Annotated in this window: 19 protein-coding genes; 15 read left to right on the top strand and 4 right to left on the bottom strand. The window is 73.3% G+C overall.

The window, feature by feature from the left end; all coding sequences use genetic code 11:
* The first annotated feature begins 145 nt into the window (after nt 1-145).
* Complete coding sequence (locus HNR20_RS00805) at nt 146-811, top strand: Type 1 glutamine amidotransferase-like domain-containing protein (protein WP_184175459.1); 666 nt, start codon at nt 146-148, stop codon at nt 809-811.
* Nucleotides 812-911: 100 nt separating this feature from the next.
* On the opposite strand, the gene HNR20_RS00800 is transcribed toward HNR20_RS00805, so the two are convergent.
* Nucleotides 912-1,142, bottom strand: a complete 231-nt coding sequence (locus HNR20_RS00800; RefSeq protein ID WP_184189369.1) for a hypothetical protein — start codon at nt 1,140-1,142, stop codon at nt 912-914.
* Nucleotides 1,143-1,171: 29 nt separating this feature from the next.
* On the opposite strand from HNR20_RS00800, the gene HNR20_RS00795 reads away from it, so the two are divergent.
* Both HNR20_RS00795 and HNR20_RS32565 read left to right on the top strand, forming a co-directional pair.
* Nucleotides 1,172-1,630 (top strand): GNAT family N-acetyltransferase, encoded by a 459-nt coding sequence (locus tag HNR20_RS00795; RefSeq protein WP_184175457.1) that lies wholly within the window; start codon nt 1,172-1,174, stop codon nt 1,628-1,630.
* Between the two features lie 104 nt (nt 1,631-1,734).
* Complete coding sequence (locus HNR20_RS32565; RefSeq protein WP_184175454.1) at nt 1,735-4,608, top strand: Hsp70 family protein; 2,874 nt, start codon at nt 1,735-1,737, stop codon at nt 4,606-4,608.
* Nucleotides 4,609-4,730: 122 nt separating this feature from the next.
* Here HNR20_RS32565 and HNR20_RS00785 read toward each other — a convergent pair whose 3' ends face one another.
* Nucleotides 4,731-5,189, bottom strand: a complete 459-nt coding sequence (locus HNR20_RS00785; protein ID WP_229687400.1) for a Rieske (2Fe-2S) protein — start codon at nt 5,187-5,189, stop codon at nt 4,731-4,733.
* Between the two features lie 132 nt (nt 5,190-5,321).
* A complete protein-coding gene (locus HNR20_RS00780; RefSeq protein WP_221309653.1) occupies nt 5,322-5,999 on the bottom strand; it encodes a hypothetical protein in 678 nt (225 codons plus the stop codon).
* A gap of 188 nt (nt 6,000-6,187) precedes the next feature.
* On the opposite strand from HNR20_RS00780, the gene HNR20_RS00775 reads away from it, so the two are divergent.
* The 8 genes from HNR20_RS00775 (at nt 6,188) to HNR20_RS00740 (ending at nt 14,345) form a co-directional block, all read left to right on the top strand.
* Nucleotides 6,188-7,474: an efflux RND transporter periplasmic adaptor subunit gene (locus HNR20_RS00775; RefSeq protein ID WP_184175450.1), complete on the top strand. Its 1,287-nt coding sequence runs from the start codon at nt 6,188-6,190 to the stop codon at nt 7,472-7,474.
* A gap of 70 nt (nt 7,475-7,544) precedes the next feature.
* The gene (locus tag HNR20_RS00770; protein ID WP_184187782.1) at nt 7,545-8,297 is read left to right on the top strand and encodes a response regulator transcription factor; all 753 of its coding nucleotides are present in this window, start codon (nt 7,545-7,547) and stop codon (nt 8,295-8,297) included.
* Nucleotides 8,298-8,311: 14 nt separating this feature from the next.
* Complete coding sequence (locus HNR20_RS00765; RefSeq protein ID WP_184175448.1) at nt 8,312-9,946, top strand: sensor histidine kinase; 1,635 nt, start codon at nt 8,312-8,314, stop codon at nt 9,944-9,946.
* Between the two features lie 46 nt (nt 9,947-9,992).
* Complete coding sequence (locus HNR20_RS00760; protein ID WP_184175445.1) at nt 9,993-11,219, top strand: efflux RND transporter periplasmic adaptor subunit; 1,227 nt, start codon at nt 9,993-9,995, stop codon at nt 11,217-11,219.
* Nucleotides 11,219-11,950 carry an ABC transporter ATP-binding protein gene (locus HNR20_RS00755; protein WP_184175443.1) on the top strand — a complete coding sequence of 244 codons (732 nt, stop codon included), beginning with the start codon at nt 11,219-11,221 and terminating at the stop codon, nt 11,948-11,950. Before HNR20_RS00760 ends, HNR20_RS00755 begins: the two co-directional genes overlap by 1 nt.
* A complete protein-coding gene (locus HNR20_RS00750; RefSeq protein ID WP_184175441.1) occupies nt 11,947-13,140 on the top strand; it encodes an ABC transporter permease in 1,194 nt (397 codons plus the stop codon). The genes HNR20_RS00755 and HNR20_RS00750 overlap by 4 nt, the downstream gene beginning before the upstream one ends.
* 21 nt (nt 13,141-13,161) lie before the next feature.
* Nucleotides 13,162-13,716, top strand: a complete 555-nt coding sequence (locus HNR20_RS00745; RefSeq protein ID WP_184175439.1) for a hypothetical protein — start codon at nt 13,162-13,164, stop codon at nt 13,714-13,716.
* 56 nt (nt 13,717-13,772) lie between these two features.
* Nucleotides 13,773-14,345, top strand: a complete 573-nt coding sequence (locus HNR20_RS00740) for a nucleosidase (RefSeq protein ID WP_184175437.1) — start codon at nt 13,773-13,775, stop codon at nt 14,343-14,345.
* 9 nt (nt 14,346-14,354) lie between these two features.
* Here HNR20_RS00740 and HNR20_RS00735 read toward each other — a convergent pair whose 3' ends face one another.
* Entirely contained in the window at nt 14,355-15,527 is a 1,173-nt protein-coding gene (locus HNR20_RS00735) for a low temperature requirement protein A (protein WP_184175435.1), read from the bottom strand.
* A gap of 169 nt (nt 15,528-15,696) precedes the next feature.
* On the opposite strand from HNR20_RS00735, the gene HNR20_RS00730 reads away from it, so the two are divergent.
* The 4 genes from HNR20_RS00730 (at nt 15,697) to HNR20_RS00715 (ending at nt 22,193) form a co-directional block, all read left to right on the top strand.
* Entirely contained in the window at nt 15,697-16,557 is an 861-nt protein-coding gene (locus HNR20_RS00730; protein ID WP_184175433.1) for a S1 family peptidase, read from the top strand.
* A gap of 166 nt (nt 16,558-16,723) precedes the next feature.
* The gene (locus tag HNR20_RS00725; RefSeq protein ID WP_229687401.1) at nt 16,724-17,680 is read left to right on the top strand and encodes a sugar kinase; all 957 of its coding nucleotides are present in this window, start codon (nt 16,724-16,726) and stop codon (nt 17,678-17,680) included.
* A 68-nt stretch (nt 17,681-17,748) separates the two neighbouring features.
* Entirely contained in the window at nt 17,749-18,357 is a 609-nt protein-coding gene (locus HNR20_RS00720; RefSeq protein WP_184175429.1) for a bifunctional 4-hydroxy-2-oxoglutarate aldolase/2-dehydro-3-deoxy-phosphogluconate aldolase, read from the top strand.
* Between the two features lie 116 nt (nt 18,358-18,473).
* On the top strand, nt 18,474-22,193 hold the full coding sequence (locus tag HNR20_RS00715) for a S8 family serine peptidase (RefSeq protein ID WP_184175427.1): 3,720 nt from the start codon (nt 18,474-18,476) through the stop codon (nt 22,191-22,193).
* Nucleotides 22,194-22,211: the final 18 nt, after the last annotated feature.

Raw genomic sequence — 22,211 nt, 5'->3', positions numbered from 1 at the left:
GCCACGCCGACCCGCGAACCACCACGCGCTACGACCGGGCCCGCAGGAACCTCGGACCTCCAACAGAGGGGACCCGAATTACGATCGGTCCCAGATTGTTCCCTCATCTTGGGAATCTGCCCCTACGCGTGAATTAGGAGGCACTGTGAAGCTCTTGCTCACGTCGGGTGGTGTCACGAATCCCAGCATCCACTCAGCGCTCGTGCAGATGCTCGGCAAGCCGATCGACGAGTGCCACGCTCTCTGCGTCCCGACTGCACAGTGGGGTCACCCGATGTGCGGTCCGACATCGGTGCGGGACTTCGTCGCCGCCGCGCCCAAGCCCGACCGGCAGTACATGTCCGGCCTGGGGTGGGCGTCGCTCGGTGTCCTCGAACTCACCGCGCTGCCCACCATCGGCGCGGAGCGATGGATCCCCTGGGTCCGGGAGGCCGATGTGCTCCTTGTCGACGGCGGCGACGCGACGTACCTGTGCCACTGGATGCGCGAGTCCGGGTTGGCCGACCTGCTGCCTTCGCTGTCCGACAAGGTCTGGGTGGGAGTGAGCGCCGGAAGCATGGTGATGACGCCCCGGGTCGGAGACTACTTCGTCGAGTGGCCGTCCGCGCCGGACGACCGCACCCTGGGAGTCACCGATTTCTCGATCTTCCCGCACCTCAACCACTTCCCCACGAACACCATGGCTGACGCGCAGCGGTGGGCCGTTGGGATCGGCGTTCCGGCCTATGCGATCGACGAACAGACGGCCATCAAGGTCGTTGACGGCTCCGTCGAGGTGATCTCCCAAGGGCAATGGACGAAGCTCGGGTGATTGATAGCCCAACATCGCCAGCAAGCTGTCCGGTCGAATCGCCGAAACCCCGTACGCCGCCACGCCACGGGGGTCTGGACACAACCCCCGTGACATTTCCCTATGCGGCGTCGAGGGCTGCGGTGATCTTGCGAATCATGTCCGCCAGAGCTTCACGTCCTTGGGATACTTGGCGAGCACGTGCCCGACCAGCGGAGGCTAGGGCAATGGAGCCGCCGGTGGCAGCCTTGCGGGGCTCGCCGGCGAGATCGGCGGCGGACATCAGCGTCACGGCGCCGTAGGCGGCGGCACGCAGGGTGAACCCGTCCTGATCGGTGAGCGTGACGGACATGGTCGTGTGCTCCTTATAGTGTGGCCGGCATGCCACGCCTGGTGAAGATCACCCCGGAGAACGTCGAGGCCGCGTGCCGGGTGAATGTGCGGCCGGACCAGGAGAAGTTCTCGTCTCCGGTTGCCTGGTCCCTCGCCGAGGCGTACGCGCAGCCCGAGATCGCGTGGCCACGACTGATCGTCGAGGGTGACGACATCGTCGGCTTCCTGATGGGCTTCTTCGACATCGTGTGGCACCCGGACCGACCCGACGACCTGCGCTCGGGTCTGTGGCGGCTGAACATCGCCGCCGAGCATCAGGGCCGGGGGTACGGCCGTTTCGCGGTGCAGGCCGTCCGGGACGAGGCTCGCCGACGCGGGCACGAGCGCGTCTACACGACATGGGAACCGGGCGCGGACGGCCCGGAGCAGTTCTACCTGAAGCTCGGGTTCCGACCGACCGGGGAGACCAGTGAGGGCGAGGTCGTCGGCGCCCGTTCCGCCCACTGAGCGCGCGTCACCGCCCGCGCCCTGACCGAGTGATCAGCAGGGCGGCGTGGCCTGCGTACGATGCGGGGTCGAGTTCCCCTCGTCACGGCGGAGGTATCGGGTAGATGGCAGGCCAGCACGAGGGTTTCGCCCTCGGCGTCGACCTCGGTACGTCCAACACCGTCGCCGTGTTGCGCTGGCCGGACGGGCGGACCCGTCCGCTGCTGATGGACGGTCAGCCGGTCAGCCCGTCGGCCGTGTACGCCGACCCGGACGGCACCCTGCACACCGGCTGGGACGCCCGACGGTTGGCGCAGGCGGACCCGGCGCGGTTCGAGGCGAACCCGAAGCGTCGGGTGGACGAGCCGACCGTGCAGCTCGGCGATCGTTCGTACCCGCCCTCGGATCTGCTCGCCGCCGTGCTGGCGGCGGTCGCGCGGGCCGCGGTGGGCACCGTGGGTTTCCTGCCCCCGGCCGTGCTGACCTGCCCGGCCGCGTGGGACGCCACGCGGCGGCAGGTGCTCGCCGACGCGTTGCTGCAGGCGGGCTGGCCGCAGGCGGCCGAGCACACCCTCGCCGGGCCGACGCCGCCGGGCACCCGACTACTGCGGGAGCCGGTGGCCGCCGCCCGCTACTACGCCCAGGTGCTGCACCGCCCGGTGCCGGTCGGCGACTCGATCGCGGTCTTCGACTTCGGTGGCGGAACGCTCGACGTCGCGGTGCTACGCAACGAGGGCGCGGACCCCTGGGGTGACTCCGGCTTCACCGTGGTCGCCGACGGTGGGTTGCCCGACCTGGGCGGCCTGGATCTCGACGCCGCGCTGGTGCAGCGGGTTGGCGAGCTGGTCGGTGACCGGCACGCCGCGCAGTGGGCCCGGCTGATCCGACCGGCGGACCCGGCGCAGCGCCGCGACCAGGTGCGGCTCTGGGACGAGGTACGAGGTGCGAAGGAGACCCTGTCCCGGTCCACTGTGGCCCCGGTCGCGGTGCCGGGGGTCGCCGAAGCTGTCCGACTGACCCGGGCTGACGTCGAGCGGGTGGCCACACCGCTGCTGCGCCGCGCGGTGGACCGCGCCCGGGAGGTGATCGCGGCGGCCGGGCTCAGCCCCGACCAACTCGCCGGGCTGTTCCTCGTCGGCGGCTCGTCGCGGATTCCGCTGGTGGCCCGGATGCTGCACGCCGAACTGGGAGTCGCGCCGACCGTGCTGGACCAGCCGGAGCTGCCGGTGGCCGAGGGTGCGCTGACCGACCTGCCGCTGCGCCGACCGCTGCCCGCACCGGCGTACGCCGGACCGCACATCGCCCCACCCGCACCGGCCCCCGTGAGTCCGCCCGCCCCGCCCGCGGCGGCCGAGCCGCCCGTGCGGGCTGGGGCTGCCGCGACTGCGCCGTCCGGGGCTGCGCCGACAGCGCCGACGGTTCCGGCTGGGCCTGCGCCGACCGTGCCGGCCGGACCTGCACCGACCGTGCCGGATGGGGCTGCGCCGACCGTGCCGGATGGGGCTGCGCCGACCGTGCCGGCACAGCCCTGGCCAGGGGCGACCCCGTCGACCGTACCGTCGCGGCCTTGGCCGGGGTCGAGCCCGCCGGCGGACCCACCCGGGCCGGGCTGGGCGGGCCCTCCCTCGACGGCGGGGGCGGGTCGCTGGCGACGGGCACGCTGGGTGGTGCTCGGCGCGGTGGTGGCCCTGGTCGGGGTGGCTACCGCGGCGACGCTCTACCTCACCCGTGACCGCTACCCGGATCTGGAGTTCCGGGGGCTGCGTGAGCTGTCCCGGCCGGCGGCCGGCGCGGAGCGCCCGGCCGGCATGTGGACGGCGGTGCTCGGCGACCGGGCCTACCTCGGGTACCCCCTACCGGACGACCGTCTGGAGGTGGTGGCGGTCGACGCCGGCACCGGCGGCGAGCTGTGGCGCAAGGCGACCGACGTGCGCGCCGACGACTGGGAGGCGATCATCGCTGTCCCCGGGGCGGTCGCGGTCCTCGCCGACGCGCCGGGCGACAGCACCCTCCGCCCGCTGGCCGTCCTCGACGGTGGTTCGGGCGCGCAGCGGTGGCAGCGCGCGGTCCGTGGCGATGACACCGTCTACTTCGCCGATGACACGGCGGTGCTGGTGGACCGGGCCGAGGCCCGACTGGTCGGCCTGCGCCTGAGCGACGGCTCGACGAAGTGGACCGAGCCGAACCCCCGCGACCAGTACGACGGCGGCCGTACCGTGGTCCGGCCGGTGGGCACCGATGCGGCGGCGGGCGGCCCGGCCTTCCTCGACGGCACGCCCCGCAACCCGTGGACGAGCAAGGGGCGGCGACTCGTCCAGATCGGTGCGGACCGGTCGGTGCGGCTGCTCGACATGGCGAACGGCACCGTGTTGCGCACGTGGGGCAGCGTCGCCGACCTCGACGACCTGGTGGTCGCACACGAGGACCGCCTGTACGTGGCCGCCAACGAGGGCGGCTACCAGTTGCTGTCGTACGACCTGGAGTCCGACGCGGAACCGGTGGTGCTCCACCGCTCCGGCAACGACGAGTACCGCCCGACGGAACTGGTGGCCTGCGGCGAGCGGCGGGCCTGCCTGTTGCAGGTGCCGAACAACGACGTCCAGCGCACCGAGGTGGTGGCGGCCAGCGAGGGCGAACGTACGATCACCTGGTCGGCGCCGGGCGTGACCGACCTGGTTCCGTTGGGTGAGCAGGTGCTCGCCCAGCGGGAGAGTCCGGACCCGAAGGCCACCCTCTACGACGCCGCCGGCAAACCGGTGCTGCGCGACCGTGGTGGCGTGGCGGTCCGGCTGGACGAGGGCAACCTGCTGGTCTTCGCCAAGGCGCCCAGCGTCGTCGCGGACAACCGTGTGCTGGCCGGAGTGTGGGCCGAGTCCGGTGAGGTCGACGAGTTGGGCGAGCTGAAGGACGTTCGCAGCGAGTCCTGCTCGTGGAACACCCACGTGATCGCCTGCGGCGCAGAAAAGGACTTCGTCCTCTACCGCTTCGCCGAAAACTAACCCCGCCGGCCCCCGCGATCTTGCACTTTCTGCCGGTGCGAAGGCGGCAAATCGATACAGAACGACGACCGAAACTGCAAGATCGCGGGGGAGGGGGCGGGGCGGGGGCGGGGCGGGGCGGGTCAGGCTCGGGTGATGTTGTCGCCGTCGAGCCGGACGGGGATTTCGGTTAGGCCCTTTGTGGCGGGGCCGCCCAGGCGAGCGCCGTCGCTGGGCGAGAAGGTGGAGTTGTGCGCGGGGCAGGTGACGACCCCGTCGCGGGGTGCGCCGACCCGGACGCCCTGGTGGGGGCAGGTCGCGTCGTACGCCCTGAAGGTGCCCGCCTCGGGCTGGACGACCAGCACACCGGCGGTGACGGTGCCGCCGCCGACCGGGACATCTCCGGCACGGGCCAGCACGGTGCCGGGCGCGGCGGCCGCCTGGCTGTCGGTCGGGCTGTCGCCGGCACCGCAGGCGCTGAGCAGTCCGGCGGCGCCGAGGGCGCCCACTCCGGTCAGCAACCCGCGCCGGCTCAGGCACCAGCGGTTGTCGCGGAGGAACTCCTGCCCGTCGTACATCCTGGTCACCTCTTCCGTCGGCACACCGGACACCTCCGGTGGCTCGCCGGCTCAGCGTGCCCCAGCAGGCTGGACGCGCGATGCGACCAAGCTGAACATTGGCTGGACGGCCGAGCACCCGACACGGTGAACGAGGTGGAAGCGTGGCCGCGAGGGTCAGGGCGTCGGGGACGGGCTGAGCACCGCGCAGGCGGTCACCGCCTCGCGGGTCTTCGCGTCGCCGCTGTCGAGCCGGTCCGGATCCAGGCCGCGATTGCTCAGGCAGGTGCGGTACGCGGTGGCCCGACCATCGCCCGATCCGCCGGGTCGGCCGTCCGGCGCGCCCGACCCGCCCGGTCGGCCGTCCGGCGCGCCGGACGCGTTCGGGCCGCCGAAGCCGTTCGGCCGGCCGGTGGGCCGGACCGACGCGCAGGTCTGCTGTGCCTTCTGCCAGGTCTGCTCGTCGACCCCCTCCGGCCGGCCGCCGCCCGGGAAGCCCCCGCCGCCCGGAAAGCCCCGCCCCGGTCCGCGCGACGGGTCCGCGCTGCCCGACGGGCGGGCGGTGGGAAAGCCGGACGGGCGGGCGGTGGGAAAGCCGGACGGGCGGGCGGTCGGGAAGCCGGACGGGCGGGCGGTGCCGCGCGCGCGGCCCGGGGCGCGGGACGGGTCCATCGTCGGCAGCGTCACGCCGTTGTCCCGCAGGCAGTCCTGGTACGCGGCGAAGGCGTTCCCCGCCCCACCCGAGGCGCTCGACGTGTCGTTGTCGTCCGATCCTCCACCGCAGGCCGCCAGCAGCAGAACGGCCGTGGCGGTGGTGGTCAGTACGGCCGCGAGCCGGCGGTATCTTGCAGTCAACGGCACAGTGACTCCTCAGGCCTTCTCCGGGACCTGCTCAGCGAACCGGTCGAACCTCGTCGACGGCTCAGACCCGGCTCGGAGTTCCCTCGGAGCGGCGGGCGAGCGGCGCTGCTGTTCCCGGCTCCGAGCCAACTCTGAGGTGGGGTCGAGCCGATGGCGAGGCGCGGTGCGCAGACTGCTCGACCATGGGGATCGGCCTGAAGCGACGCTGGCGTACCCGGCAGGCCCGGTGGTGGGCGGCCGGTGCCGTTGTCGTGCTGCTGCTCGGCGTGGCCGGGGCGCGTGTCTGGTCCGCGGACGCCGGTTACGCGCCGGCCCGGCCGGTGACCGTGGCTGTCGACCGGGGGCCCGTCGCGGTCGAGGTGGCCACCTCGGGCACCGTCCAGCCGGCCACCACCCGCAGCCTCGGCTTCACCGTCGCGGGCACCGTGCAGACGATCGGCGTTCGGCCGGGCAGCGTGGTCAAGGTAGGTCAGCGGCTCGCCGCGATCGCCGACGCTGATGCCGCCGGGGCGGCGGATGCCGTCCAGGACGCCGAGGACGACCTGGCCGAGGCCCGCGCCGCCCTGACGAAGGCCCGGGACACCCTCGACGAGGATCCGGTGGTGAGTTGCCCGGCCGGCGCCGGGGTGCGGCCGGTTGCGTGGCGCTCTCCGCAGGCCAGCGCGACGCCGTCCACCGGCACGCCCACCGCCAGCGACAGCCCGACGCCCCGACCCACCGCAAGCTCCGCCACGCCGACCCGCACGCCTGGCCGGCCCGCGCCGAGCGTCACCGGCGTCCCCAGCGCTCCCCGAACGCCGACCGCTCCCGGGCAGAGCGGCCCGCGCTGCGGCGCGGACCCCGGAAACACCACCGGGGGTACGGATCAGATCCTGACCGCCCAACGCCGGGTCAACCAGGCCGAGGCCACCCTCAGCGCGGCGCGGCAAGCAGTCGCCGGCGCCACCATCACCGCGCCGATCGCCGGCACCGTGCTCTCCATCGCCGGGTCGGTGGGCAGCCAGGTCACGCGTGGAGCCGCCTTCATCACCCTGGCCGACACGTACTCCATGCAGGTGTCGGCGAAGTTCCCGGAGGCCGACGCCGGGGCGCTCGCGATGGGGCAGAGCGCGACGCTGTCCCTGGCCGACCGGCCGGGGCAGACGTTCCCGGCGACAGTGGTGCAGGTCGACCCGGTCGGCGCGGTCGACGGCACGATGGTCCGCTACGGCGTGGTGCTGTCCTTCACCGCCGCACCGGAGAACCTGCTGGTCGGTCAGAGCGCTGCCGTGACGGTGCGGACCGGTGCCGTGCCGGACGTGCTGCGCGTGCCGTCCACCGCCGTGCACGACGGCCCCGACCGCACCGGCACCGTTCTGCCGGCCGACGGTGGGCCGGCCCGCGCCGTCACCCTGGGACTGCGCGGCAACCAGTATTCCGAGATCACCTCCGGGCTCGCCGCCGGTGAGCTGGTGCTGCGCTCCTGGTAACAGCCCACGCACAGGTTCGGCACAGTTCGCGTGGAGGCTGGTCCGGTACTCAGTTCCCGTGCACACCGACATCCTCCGGCCGCCCACGGCCGGCCCCACCCCGACCGCCGAGGGCGAACCCGCCGCCGCCCGCCTGCTGGTGGTCGACGACGAGCCGAACATCTCCACCCTGCTGGCCGCCACCTTGCGGTTGGTCGCGTACGACGTGCGGGTGGCGGGATCCGGGCGGGCCGCGCTGACCGCCGTGGAGGAGTTCGCCCCGGACCTGGTCATCCTGGACGTGATGTTGCCCGACCTGGACGGCTTCGAGGTGGCTCGGCGTCTGCGGGCCGCGGGCCGGCCGGTGCCGGTGCTGTTCCTGACCGCCCGGGACACCGTCGAGGATCGTGTTGCCGGCCTGGTGGCCGGTGCGGACGACTACGTGGCCAAGCCGTTCAGCCTGGAGGAGGTGGTGCTGCGGATCAGGGCGATCCTGCGGCGTACCCGCTCGGAACCGCCCGCGACCTCGGACAGCCGGTTGCTGCGATACACGGACCTGGAGTTGGACGAGGACGCCCACGAGGTACGCCGCGGCGGCCGACCGGTCGACCTGTCGCCCACCGAGTTCCGGCTGCTGCGCTATCTGCTGCTCAACGCCGGTCGAGTGGTCAGCAAGGCGCAGATCCTGGACCGGGTCTGGAACTACGACTTCGGTGGCGACGGCCGGATCGTCGAGTCGTACGTCTACTACCTGCGGCGCAAGGTGGACCGGTCCGGTCCGCCGCTGATCCACACGGTACGAGGGGTGGGTTACACCCTGCGTCTGCCGCGCGGCGACGAGTGAGCCGGCTGCCCCGGATGCGTCCGTGGTCGCACTGGACACTGCGGTCCCGGCTGGTCCTGGTCGTCGGGGCGCTCGCCACGCTGGCGCTGATCGGGGCGAACACGGCCGGCCTGATGCTGCTACGCAGCTACCTGTTGGACCGCGTGGACGAGCAGCTCGCCGCGCAGGTCCGCCCGTTCACCGGCGGGCCCCGCCCGGCCCTGGCCACCACCCACCCGTTGGCCGCGCCCGCCCCGACGCCGTCCACCGCGTCGACCGCTCCGGCGGAATCGGCGGGGACCTGGCCGGGCAACGGGCCACCCGGCGCACCGCCCGGCCGGCTCGCCCGGCTCGGGCCGGACCAGCTGTTCCTCTACTACCGGGCCGACGGCACCCGCGACGCCGAGCACAGCAGCACCCCCAGCGAGGCCGCGCCTGACCCGGGCCCGCTGACCGAGGTGACGGCCCGCGCCCGCGCCGGTCGCCCGTACACCGTCCCCGGGGGCGACGGCGGCGCGGACTGGCGGCTGTACGCCGTGCCGGCCGGGGGGACCGGCGCGGTGGTGGTGGTCGGGGCGTCCCTGGCCGAGGCGACCGAGACGGCCGACCGGTTGCTGCTCATCGACGTCGCGGTCACCGGCGGGGTGCTGCTCGGCCTCGGGCTGCTGGCCGCCTCGGTGGTCCGTCTCGGGTTGCGCCCACTGACGCGGATGGAGCGGGTCGTCGCCGGCATCACCGGCGGTGACCTCGTGCACCGGGTGGACGACACCGACCCGCACACCGAGCCGGGCCGGCTGGGTGCCGCGGTGAACCTGATGCTGGACCGGATAGGCACCGAGATGAGCGCCCGCGCGGCGACCGAACGCCGGCTGCGCCAGTTCGTCGCGGACGCCTCGCACGAGCTACGGACGCCGCTGACCTCGATCCGCGGCTTCGCCGAGCTGTACCGGCGCGGCGGTACCCCGGCCGGCCCCGCGCTGGACGAGACGATGGGCCGGATCGAGAGTGAGGCGGCCCGGATGGGCGTGCTGGTGGAGGATCTGCTGCTGCTGGCCCGACTGGACCGGCAGCGTACGCCCACGTTGCGTCCGGTGGATCTGCTGGAGATCGCCGCCGACACCATCCGGGACACGCACGCCCGTACGCCCGGTCGGCCGATCCGGCTGAGCACCCTAGCTGAGCACGACCCGACCTTCGAGACGCCGACCGTGCTCGGCGACGAGCACCGGCTGCGGCAGGTCGCCGCGAACCTGGTCGGCAACGCCGTGCAGCACACCCCTGCGGCGGCGGGGGTGACCGTCCGGATCGGTTGGCTGCCCACCGCGCCGGCCGGGTCGGTGGTCCGGTCCGGCCCGGTGCCGACCGTGACCGCCGACGGGCTCGCCGTGCTGGAGGTGCACGACGACGGGCCGGGAATTCCCGCCGAGCATGCCGGCCGGGTCTTCGAGCGGCTGTACCGCGTCGAGGAGAGCCGGGGCCGGGGCAGCGGGGGTGGCTCCGGGCTGGGGTTGTCCATCGCCGCGTCGATCGTGCACGCGCACGGCGGCTGGATCGAGTTGGAGACCTCCGCTGGCGTGGGGACGACCTTCCGGGTGCTGCTGCCCGCCGTACCTCCGCGGTCGACGTCGCCGGACGACGACCCGGCGGCGCCGATTCCGAGCCAGCTCTGAGCTTGCGTCGAAGATCCTCCCAGGCGTGCCGGCGAGGCTGACCGGCATGCGAGTGCGCCTGCCGGCCGTCCTGCGTCGGCCTCCCGTCGCGGTCAACGCCGTCCTGGTCCTGCTGCTGGCCGGCGGCGGCTGCTGGGCCTGGCTGTCCGTGCGCGGCGACTCGGCGCAGGCCGGCCGGCCCACCGGCACCCGGACCGTCAGTGTCTCCCGGGGCACGGTGACCGCCACCGTCACCGCCGACGGCTCGGTGCGCAGCGCGTCGACGGCCAGCGCCAGCTTCGCCACCGCCGGGACCGTCACCGCGATCTCGGTGCGGGTCGGCGACGTGGTGAAGAAGGGCCAACTGCTGGCCACCGTCGATCCGGCTGCCGCGCAACGCGACCTCGACGTGGCGAAGGCGAACCTGACCGCCGCGCGGGATGCCCTGGACCGCGCCGAGGAGGGCGGTTCGGACACTTCGTCGGCGGAGAACTCGGTCGCCCAGGCCGAGCTGGCGGTGGACGAGGCGCAGGCCGGGGTGAGCGGTACCCGCCTGACCGCGCCGATGGCCGGCACGGTGGTCGCGGTCAACGGCACCGTCGGCAGCTCGGCCGGCGGGTCCGCGGGTAACGGCTCGGCCGCCGGTGCGAACGGAGGCTCCTCCGGCGGGCAGCAGGGCGGCTCCACCTCCAGCAGCTCGGGTTCCACCTCCAGCGGCGGGTTCGTCGAGCTGGCCGACCTGACGAAGCTCCAGGTCACGGCCGGCTTCGCCGAGGCGGACGCGACCAAGCTCAAGGACGGGCAGGCGGCCACCATCACGTGGAACGCGTTGCAGAGCGCCCAGGCCGCCGGCGCGGTGGTCGCGGTCGATCCGCAGGCCACCACCACCAACAACGTGGTCACCTACGGGGTCACGGTCAGCGTGACCACGCTGCCGGCCGGCGCCAAACCGGGGCAGACCGTGCGGGTCAGCGTGATCACCGGGACCGCCAAGGACGTCCTGCTGGTCAACTCGGCCGCGGTCTCCGGCACCGGCGATCGGCACACCGTCACGGTGCTCACCGAGACCGGGCAGGAGAGCCGGCGGGTCACCGTGGGTCTTGCCGGCGACCAGGCGTACGAGGTCACCGCCGGGCTGACCGAGGGAGACCGGGTGGTCCTGCCGCAGGGCGCCAGCACGGGCAGCACCGGTGGCGGTCTGCCCGCCCGGGGCGGCCTGCCGGGCGGCGGTGGTTTCCCGGGCGGCGGCGGCCTCACCGGCGGCGGTGCCCGAGGCGGGAACGGGACCCGCTGATGACGCCGGGAAACGCACGACCACCGGTCCTGGACGTTCGTGCGCTGACCAAGGTGTACGGCGAGGGCCCGGCGGCGGTGCATGCCCTGCGGGGGATCTCGCTGACCGTCGCGGCCGGTGACTATGTGGCGATCATGGGCTCCTCCGGCTCCGGCAAGTCCACCCTGATGAACATCCTCGGCTGCCTCGACGTGCCCTCGGACGGGCAGTACCTGCTGGACGGGGTGGACGTCGGCCGGCTCGCCGACCGCCAACTCGCCCTGGTCCGTAACCGGCTCATCGGTTTCGTCTTCCAGGCGTTCAACCTGATCCCGCGGACCACCGCGTTGGCCAACGTCGAGCTGCCGCTGGCGTACGCCGGGGTGCGGGCCGGCCAGCGGCGGCGGCGGGCGCTCGCCGCGCTGGACGCCGTGGGGCTGGCCGACCGGGCCGGCCACCAGCCCAACCAGCTCTCCGGCGGCCAGCAGCAGCGGGTCGCGGTGGCCAGGGCGTTGGTCACCGAGCCGGCGTTGGTGCTCGCCGACGAGCCGACCGGCAACCTGGACAGCCGCTCCACCGAGGACATCCTGGCGGTCTTCGACCAGCTCAACGCAGCGGGCCGGACCATCGTGCTGATCACCCACGAGCCGGAGGTGGGCGCCCGGGCCGGGCGGCTGATCCGGCTGCTCGACGGGCAGGTCCGCTCGGACGTCCGGCAGGGCGGACGGCACTCCGCGGCGGTGGGGCGATGAACCTCGCCGAGATCGTCCGGTTCGCGCTGCGCGGGGTGGCCGCCAACAAGCTGCGCTCCGCGCTGACCATGCTGGGCATCCTGATCGGGGTCGCCGCGGTGATCCTGCTGGTCGCGGTCGGCAACGGCTCCGCTCAGGTGATCACGAATCGGATCGAGGCCCTGGGCACCAACACGCTGACGGTGACCGGCGCCAACCGGGGCGGAAGCGGTGGCGGGCTGACCCTCGAGGTCGCCGACGCGCTCGCCGACCCGGTGCTCGCGCCCGACGTACGGTCGGTCTCCCCGCTGGTAACCACCAGTACCACCCTCACCTTCGAGGGGGCCGATCACGAGGTGCCGCAGTTCGTCGGCACCCGGCCGAGCTGGTTTGCCGCCGCCAATTCGCCGGTGGACAGCGGCGCCGCCTTCAGCGCCGACGACGAGGCGCAGGGCCGGCGGGTGGTCGTACTCGGCCGCACCGTGGCCGACGAACTGTTCGCGGGCAGGGATCCGGTGGGCCGGCAGGTCACCGTGGGCGGCGCGCTGTTCACCGTGGTCGGGGTGCTGGCGGCGAAGTCCTCCACCGGCTTCCAGGACGCCAACGACACCGTGATCGCCCCCCTGCGGGCGGTACGCGAGGTGCTCACCGGGTACGGGCCGCTCAACTCGATCCTGGTGGAGGCGACCGATGCGGGCCGGGTGTCGGCGGCGCAGGGGCAGGTCTCCACGGTGCTCGCCCAGCGCCTGCCGACGTCCACCTCGGGCAGCGTCCCGTACCGGATCCAAAACGCCGCGCAGCTCCTGCAGACCCAGTCCGAGACGGCCGACACGTTCACGGTGCTGCTGGGGGCGGTGGCCGCGATCAGCCTGCTGGTCGGCGGCATCGGCATCACCAACATCATGCTGGTCACGGTGACCGAGCGGACCCGCGAGATCGGCATCCGCAAGGCGCTCGGTGCCAGCCGACGTACCGTGCTGACCCAGTTCCTGGTGGAGGCGACCATGCTGAGCCTCCTCGGTGGGGCGCTCGGGGTGGCGGCGGCGCTGATCGGCGCCCAGTTCACCATCGTCGGCGTCCACCCGGTGATCGTGCCCAGCTCGGTGGGGCTGGCCCTCGGCGTCTCGGTGGCGATCGGCCTGTTCTTCGGTGGCCTGCCCGCGGCCCGGGCGGCCCGGCTGCGCCCCATCGACGCCCTGCGCTACGAGTAGGCCGACATGCGAGGACACGACATGGACAGCAGCGACACCGTCATCTTCGACCGGGTCGACGACCACCCGCAGGAGCCCTCATCGGCGGGGGCCCCGGATCGCGGCCTGACTGGCGCGCTCGCCGCGGCGGCGCCGCGGCGCTGGTGGAACCGCGCCACTCCGGTGCTCGGCGTCCTGGTGCTGGTGCTGGCCGGTTTCCTGGGCGGGGTGCACGTGCAGCAGCGCTGGGGCGAGCCGTCGAGCACCGCCGGGTCGGGCAGAGCCGGTTTCCCGGGCGGTTTCCCCACCGCCTTCCCCGGCGCCGCCGGGCGTGGCCAGAACGGCGCGGGCGCCCCCGGTGGGACGACCGCACCGGCCGCCACCAGCGGAAAAGTGAAGCTGGTCGACGGCGGAACGCTCTACCTGGAGACCGCCGACGGCACCGTGGTCACCGTCCGAACCACCGACGACACCGCGGTCCGCGTCGCCGAGGCCAGCAAACTGACCGCGCTCAAGGCCGGGCAGAGCGTCACCGTGCAGGGCGGCCCGGCGGCCGACGGCACGGTCACCGCCACCACGGTCACCGCCGGAGGCTGACGGTCGCCGCCGAACCGGCCGGACGTCGCCGCCGGGCCGGCTCGTACGATGCTCCGGTGAATCTTCGGGGTACGGTCCGGGCCGATCGTCCGCTGGTGGTGCTCGCCGTGGGCGAGGAGGCCAGCTATCTGCCTCCCGAGCTGCCGGTGCTGCTCACCGGCATGGGCAAGGTGAACGCCGCCAGCGCGGTGGCCGCGGTGCTGGCCGCCGGGCCGCGCCCCGCCCTGCTGCTCAACCTGGGTACGGCCGGCGCGTTGCGCCCCGGGTGGGCCGGCATCCACGAGATCGCCACCGTGCTCCAGCATGACCTGGACACCGACCTGCTGCGTAGCCTCACCGGCGAGACCTACGGAGCGCCGCTGTCGCTGGCCACCCAGGGCGCGGTGCTGGCCACCGGCGACACGTTCGTGGCCGACGACGCGGCGCGGGACCGGTTGGCGCAGCGTGCCGACCTGGTCGACATGGAGGGGTACGCGGTGGCGTGGGCCGCCGCGCAGGCCGGTGTGCCGTGCCGGCTGGTCAAGCAGGTCAGCGACGAGGCGGGGGAGGGTGCGGCCCGGACCTGGCGGGAGTCGGTGGACGCCTGTGCCCGCGACCTCGCCGAGTGGGCCGGTCGACACTTCGGCTGACCGTCGCGGTCAGTCGCCGGGACGCCGCAGGGTCAGCCCCGGCAACGTCTCCCGGCGGCCGCCGGGGACCAGCGCGTGACCGGCCAGCCCGAGCGCCACGATGGCGCTGACCAGCACCGGTGGCCAGCCGCCGGCCCACGGCAGCACCGCCAGGGGCAGCAGCTGCCACGCCGTTCGCCGCCACGGCACGGAGGTGGAGAGCAGCGCGGTGAACAGGGCGCGGCCGAGCACGAACAGCGCCGGCCCACCGATGATCAGCATCAGCCACCGCACCGGCGTCGTTCCGGTCGGCCGTTCGACGACCAGGTCGAAGGCGGCCGCCGTGGCGGTCACGCCGACCAGCATCACCAGATGGGTGTACGGGGCTACGCGGGCCGGCCGGTCCCCCTTCGCCTCGAGCAGACCGCCGGCCCGGAAGACGTAGATCTGCCAGAGCAGCAGCATGATGGCGAACCCGCAGAGCAGGGCGGCGATCCGGAGTATGTCGAACTCGCTCCGGCTGATCTCCAGGGTGGGCACCAGGATGATGTCGCCGAGGGCCAGGATGACGAACTGCTGGTAGCGCTCGCCCAGGTGTGCGGTGGTCCGCTCGTACTGTTCGATCGGCACCCGGCCCAGCCAGGGCGTGGGGTAGCGTGCGGCCGCGGAGATCAGGTCGATCGCTATCGCGCTGGTCCAGATCCACCAGCGCGCCGGGCCCGCCAGCGCGCCGATGATCCAGAGAACGCCGGACACCAGGAACCAGAACAGGAACCGGGCGGCTCGCGCCAGGGCCAACCGCTGCCGCTGCTGGTACAGGGTGCTGAGCAGGACGACGCCGCGTACCACGTGCGTGCCGACATAGGCGAGCGCGAAGGTCCGGGCCTGTCCGCTGGTGAGCATCGGTAGCGAGGCCGCCATCCCGACCGACCCGATCATGGCGACCATCAGGATGGCCTGGATCGGGCGCTGCTGCGGGTCGTAGAACTCGGTAGTGGTCGAGGTGACCGACCACGTCCACCAGATCGCCGTCAGCATCAGCAACACCGTCGCGCTGTGGGCCCAGGACTCCTGGTCGGCGAGCAGTTTCGAGGTCTGGGCGAGCGCGGCCACGAAGACCACGTCGAAGAGCAACTCCAGCAGCGTGGCCCGGGTCGACCCGTCCGGCCGGCGTACCAGTGCCGCGGTGCGTCCGGTGGTCATGCCCGGCCTCCCGCCGTGTCTCCCGAGGATTATCGGCGCCGCCAGCGCTGCCCGTCCCCGGATCGGCGATTCCCGCGTACCGGGGAAGAGGGCGGCCCGAGGTTGCCACGGCGTCAGAGACCGGGCGATGCTGGCACATATATCGATCTCGATCTCTGCGGAGGTTCGGATGCGTCGCTCCCCGCTCGTCGCCCTCGTCCTTGGCGTCCTACTGCTCGTCGCGCCCGGCGCGGCGCAGGCCGCCGTCCCCGACCGGGCCGCCGCGCCCGCCGCCGACCCGGCGGCCGTGCTGGCCGGCGTACGCACCGCGGGCACCGCCTGGGGTATCGACCCGGCGACCAACCGGATGACCCTCACCGTCGACGACACGGTGGCCCCCAGCGAACTGACCGCACTGCGGGCGGTGGCCGACCGGGCCGGCGCGCTGCTGCGCCGAGAGCCCGGAACACTGCGCACCCTGATCGCCGGTGGGCAGGGCATCTACGGCGGCGGCGGTCGCTGCTCGCTCGGTGCGAACGTGCGCAGCGGCAGCACCTACTACGTGATCACCGCCGGGCACTGCACCACGACCGCCAGCACCTGGTACACCGACAGCGCCCAGACCACCGTGCTCGGCACCCGCACCGCCACCAGCTTCCCCACCAACGACTACGGGCTGATCCGCTACACCGGTCGGATCGCCCACCCCAGCGCGGTCTACACCTACCCCGGCCTGCTGACCATCTACGGCGCCGGCAACGCGTACATCGGTCAGGCGGTGTGCCGCAGCGGTAGCACCACCGGGGTGCGCTGCGGCACCGTCACCGGTCTCAACCAGACCGTCAACTACTCCACCGGCGTGATCTACGGCCTGATCCGCACCAACATCTGCGCCGAGCCGGGGGACAGCGGCGGACCGCTCTACGTGGCCTCCACCGGCACCATCCTCGGCATCCTCTCCGGCGGCACCGGCAACTGCACCGCCGGCGGCACCACCTACTACCAGCCGATCGGGGAGGTGCTGGCCGCGTACGGTCTGACGTTGCCCTGAGCCTCGGGGGGCCCACCGCGCAACGGGTTGCTCGTCTCGCGCGGGGCACCTAGGCTCGGCGGCGCCCAGGACCCCCGCCGCGAGGACGTGTGCCCCGATGCCGACCGACCCTCGACCTGACCGGCCGACCGTCCCGGCGGATTCGCCACCGATCGAGGTGGCTGCGGTGGGGGAGACGATGGTGGTGCTCTGCCCCGCACCGGGTGAACCGCTGGAGCACGCCGAACGGGTAGCTGTCTCGGTCGGCGGCGCGGAGTCCAACGTGGCCGGCTACCTGGCCCGGCTGGGGCACCGGGCGGCCTGGGTGAGCCGGGTCGGCGACGACCCCTTCGGCCGGGCCGTCGTCCGGCATGTCGCCGCCGCGGGCGTCCGCGTCGACCAGGTCAGCGTGGACCCGGCCGCCCCCACCGGCATGTACGTCAAGGACCCGGGCCCGGAGGGGACCGCCGTGCACTACTACCGGGCGGGGTCGGCGGCCTCCCGAATGGACGTTGACACGCTGGCCGCCCCGGGGCTGGCCGGTGCCCGTGTGCTGCACCTGTCCGGGATCACCCCGGCGCTCTCCGCCTCCTGCCGGGCGCTGGTCGAGCACGCGGTGACCGATCGGCCGCTGGTGGGGGCGCTTGTCAGCTTCGACGTCAACCACCGGGCCCGGCTGTGGCCCGCCGAGCAGGCCGCGCCGGTGCTGCGTGACCTCGCCGACCGCTGCGACCTGGTCTTCGTCGGCCAGGACGAGGCCGAGACGCTGTGGGGCAGCGCCGACCCGATGGCCGTACGCCGGCTGTTGCCCGGACCGGAGACGGTGGTGGTCAAGGACGGCGCGGTGGGCGCCACCGTGCTGTGCCGAGACGCCGAGCCGGTCTTCGTCCCGGCGCCCCGGGTGACCGTGGTGGAGCCGGTCGGCGCCGGAGACGCGTTCGCGGCCGGTTACCTGGCCGGTCTGTTGCGCGGCCTCGACCCCGTTCGACGGTTGCGCCTCGGTCACCTGGTCGCGGCGCAGGCGTTGACCAGCAGCGGCGACAACGCCCCGGTGCCGCCGTGGGCCTGGTTCGAGAGGCTGCTCGCCGCCACTGCCGACGACTGGTCGTCGCTCGATCTGACCGGCGCGCGGGTGACGACCTGACCCGTGCCGTCGGGATCCGACCGGACCACCAGGCATCAGATTCACCGCGACCTCGGATGGAGTGCACCATGACCACAGCGGACTTCGACCACATCTTCGGCGGCGCCCGCGTGATGGCGATCCTGCGCGGCCTGCCGGTCGCCGAGACCGTTCGGCTCGCCGAGCGCGCCTGGGACCTCGGCATCGACGTGGTGGAGGTGCCGGTGGCCACCGCCGATGCCGTGCCGTCGCTGCGTGCCGCCGTCGAGGCGGGCGCCGAGCGCGGCCGGATCGTCGGCGCGGGCACGGTGCTCGACGTCGCACAGGTCGTCGCGGCCGCCGACGCGGGCGCCGCGTTCACCGTCGCGCCCGGCCTGGACCTCGCGGTCGCCGACGCGGCCGCCGCGCGTGGCCTGCCGCACCTGCCCGGTGTGGCCACCCCGACCGAGGCACAGCAGGCGCTGCGGCACGGCCTCACCTGGCTCAAGGCGTTCCCCGCGATCTCCCTCGGGCCGGCCTGGTTCAAGGCCGTAGCCGGCCCGCTGCCGCAGTTGCGCTTCGTCGCGACCGGTGGCTTGGACGCAGGCAACGCCGCCGCGTTCCTGCAGGCCGGCGTACGGGTGGTGGCGGTCGGCTCAGCCCTGTCCGACCCCAACCAGCTGGACCGCCTAGCCGAGCTGACCAAGCCCGCGACCTGAGTCGGCGGTGGCGGGTTTGTGCCATGTCGTTCTTGCGTCGCGGGTGGGTGGGTCGTGGGGGTGTGCGTTGCATCGATGCTGTGCTGCGTACCACTTCTCGACACAAAGAGGTCATCTTGGCTCTGTCTCACCGGCGTCGCCGATCCGGGCTGATCGCCCTCGGCACCGCCCTCACCCTGGCGGCCGGGTTCACCCCACCCGCCGCGGGGGCGTCCGCCGCCCCGCCGAACACCCCCGACCGCCCGGTAGGCCTTCCCCCGGCCGCCGCCGGACGCGCGTCCACCGTCACCCTGATCACCGGTGACACGGTCACGGTCACCACCGCGGCGGACGGCAGCACCGTGTCGACCGTGCGCCGACCGGACGGCAGCACGCCGACCTTCCACCGCACCGTGCTGCACGGCGACACGTACGTGTACCCGGACGCCGCCTTGCCGTACGTCACCAGCGGCGTGCTGGACCGGCAGCTCTTCAACGTCACCGAGCTGATCGCCGACGGCTACGACGACGCCCACACCGACAAGCTGCCGCTGATCGTCACCATGACCGACGCGGCGGCCCGCAACCGCACCCGCCCTGCCGTGGACGGCGCCGAGCTGGTCCGGCCGTTGGACAGCGTGCAGGGTGCTGCGCTGACCCGACCGCGTGCCACCGCCGACCGGTTCTGGACCGCGCTCACCGCCGGCTCGGCAGCCCGTCGTACGGGTGACGCCCCGACCCTGGCCAACGGCATCGCGAAGATCTGGTTGGACGGTCGGGTGCACGCCGACCTGTCCGAGTCCACCGCGCAGATCGGCGCGCCGAAGCTGTGGGCCGAGGGCAACACCGCCGCCGGTGTCGACGTCGCGGTGCTCGACTCCGGTGCCGACGCCGAGCACCCGGACCTCGCCGGGCAGATCGCCGAGTCCAGCAGTTTCGTGCCCGCGGAGCCCGACATCCTCGACTACAAGGGACACGGCACGCACGTCGCCTCGACGATCGCCGGGACCGGCGCCGCGTCCGGCGGTGTCGAGCGGGGCGTCGCCCCCGGCGCCCGGCTGCACATCGGCAAGGTCCTCAACAGCGAGGGCAGCGGGCAGGACTCGTGGATCATCGCCGGCATGGAGTGGGCGGCCCGGGAGCAGAAGGCCCGCGTCGTCAGCATGAGCCTGGGCGGTGAGACCACCGACGGCAGCGACCCGATGAGCCAGGCGGTCGACCGGCTCAGCGCCGAGACCGGCGCGCTCTTCGTGATCGCCGCCGGCAACAGCGGCCCGGCCACCATCGGCAGCCCGGGAGCCGCCAACTCCGCGCTCACCGTTGGCGCGGTCGACTCCACCGACCACCTCGCCGACTTCTCCAGCCAGGGCCCGCGTGCCGGCGACGGCGGGCTCAAGCCCGAGATCACCGCGCCCGGCGTGGACATCCTGGCCGCCCGCTCCCACCTGGTCCGCGGCGGCTCCGGGGACTACACGCTGATGAGCGGCACGTCCATGGCCACCCCGCACGTGGCCGGCACGGCCGCGCTGGTCGCCGCCGCGCACCCGGACTGGACCGGTCAGCGGATCAAGGAGGCGCTGGTCAGCACGGTCAAGGCCTCCCCCGACTACACCCCGTACCAGGCGGGTGCCGGTCGGGTGGACGCGGTCGCCGCCGTGCACGCCACCGTCTTCGCCACCCCGAGCGCCTACTCCGGCTTCCAGGCCTGGCCGCAGCAGCCGGCGATGACCGTCGACCGCACGGTCACCTACACCAACATCGGCAGCGCGCCGGTCACGCTGAAGCTGGCCCTCGACGCGGCAACCGCGCCGGCTGGGCTCTTCGCCCTCTCCGCCGACACGGTCACCGTGCCCGCCGGCGGCACCGCCACGGTGACGCTGACCGCGAAGTACGACAAGCTGCCGGTGGAGAAGCAGGTCAGCGGAATGATCATCGCCACGGACGACGCCGGTACGGTCCGCGGCCGTACCCTGATCGGCGCCGGCAAGGAGGGTCAGCGGCAGAACCTCACGCTGATCGCCAAGGACCGGGACGGCAAGCCGCTCGTCGGCAAGGTCATCCTCACCACCGACGGCCTGTTCACCGCCGTCGACCTGCCCGAGAGCGGCACCGCCACGCTGCGCCTGCCGGTGGCGAGCTGGAACGGTTGGATCTCCGCCGACGTGCGGGGTGTGAACGGGCCGCGTTCCAAGGGGATGGCGATGCTCAGCTTCACCGACGTCAACCTGGACCGCGACCGCACCGTCACGCTCGACGCGCGGGCCGCCCGACAGGTGCAGGCCAAGGTGCCGCAGGAGGCCACCGCCACTTCGCTGCGGATGGACATCCACCGGTCCACCGCGAACGGCTTCACCGAGAGCCAGGTGCTGCCCAACGACTCGTACGACAGCATGTGGGCGTTGCCGACGAGCCGGAAGGTCACCGACGGCGAGTTCGAGTTCGGTGCCCGGTGGCGGCTCGAGCAGCCGGCGTTGACGGTCTCCGCCGGCGGCCGCTTGTACGACGATCTGCTGGTGAAGCGGGCGACCCCCGCGCTGCCGGCCGGTCGTCGCCAGTTGGACGCGGTCTACGTCGCCGACGCGTCGGCGGCCAGCATGGCCAAGCGTCCGGTCCGGGACCGGGCGGTGGTGGTCCGGCGCAGCGACACCGTGGACATCGCCACCCAGGCGCAGGCCGCCGCGGCGGCCGGGGCGAAGTTGCTGCTGGTGGTCAACGACGGCGTGGGCCGGCTTGACCCCTGGGACGAGTCGCCGTGGAGCCCGGAGAGCCCGGCCCCGGTGACCGTGGCGACGCTCACCGCCGACGAGGGCGACCAACTCGTCGCGGCGTTGGAGCGCGGCACGGTGCGGCTGACCGTCGAGTCGCATCCGGAGACCACCTACCTGTACGACGTCGCGCACCACTGGACCGGCACCGTGCCGGCCGACCCCACCTACCGGCCCTCCGCGCGGGAGTTGGCCCGGGTCGACGTCGAGTTCCGCAACTACCGGCAGGGCAAGGCGCTGGAGTTCCGCACCGACATCTGGCAGGGCATGGCGTCGAGCAACCAGGAGACCGTCCCGGCACAGGGCCGGCGTACCGACTGGGTGAGCGCCGATCAGCGGTGGATCGACGACGCGTACATCGTCGGCGAGACCGGCCAGCACCTGCAAGACGTGGTCCGGTACCCGGCCGGCAAGCGGAGCACCGTCGAGTGGTTCGGCCCGATCCAGCGGCCCCGGATGGGCGGCCAGAGTTACACGCCGGTCCGCTACCTGGACACCGTCTACCTGCCCGCGCCGGGCTGGGGTGACGGGGGTGGCCACATCGGTGAGGCGCGCGCCAACTTCGACATGGTCAACCGGACCACCCTCTACCAGGGTGACAAGGAGCTGAACTGGGGTAACGCCGAGTACCTCCAGGTCTCCGGCCTGGCCGAGCAGCGACTGCCGTACCGGTTGGTGGTGGAGAACGACCGGGCCGCCTGGACCAACCCGTACTCCCGGCAGACCCGCACCGAGTGGGGCTTCAGCTCGGCGGCCACCGGGGAGGAGTCGTCGGAGGTGCTACCGATGATCCAGCTGGACTACCAGGTGGCCATCGACTCCGACGGCAAGGCGTCGCGGCGGGCACCGCTGACCGTGGTCGCCTCGCACCTGCCCGAGATCTCGGGCACGGTCGGCGGTGTGACCGTCGAGGTGTCCTACGACGACGGGGCGACCTGGCGGAAGCAGCGTCTGACCCGGCACGGTGACGGCTGGCGTACCTCGTTGTCCGCACCGGCGAAGGCCGGCTTCGTGAGCCTGCGCACCACCGCGCGGGACACCGCCGGCAACACCGTGAGCCAGAGCATCACCCGGGCGTTCGGCCTGCGCTGACGCCACAGTGGCCGGCCG

Source organism: Micromonospora parathelypteridis, assembly GCF_014201145.1.
Classification (GTDB): Bacteria; Actinomycetota; Actinomycetes; order Mycobacteriales; family Micromonosporaceae; genus Micromonospora; species Micromonospora parathelypteridis.
Note: the sequence above shows the minus strand (reverse complement) of the source record. Positions and strands in the feature narration are given on the sequence as shown.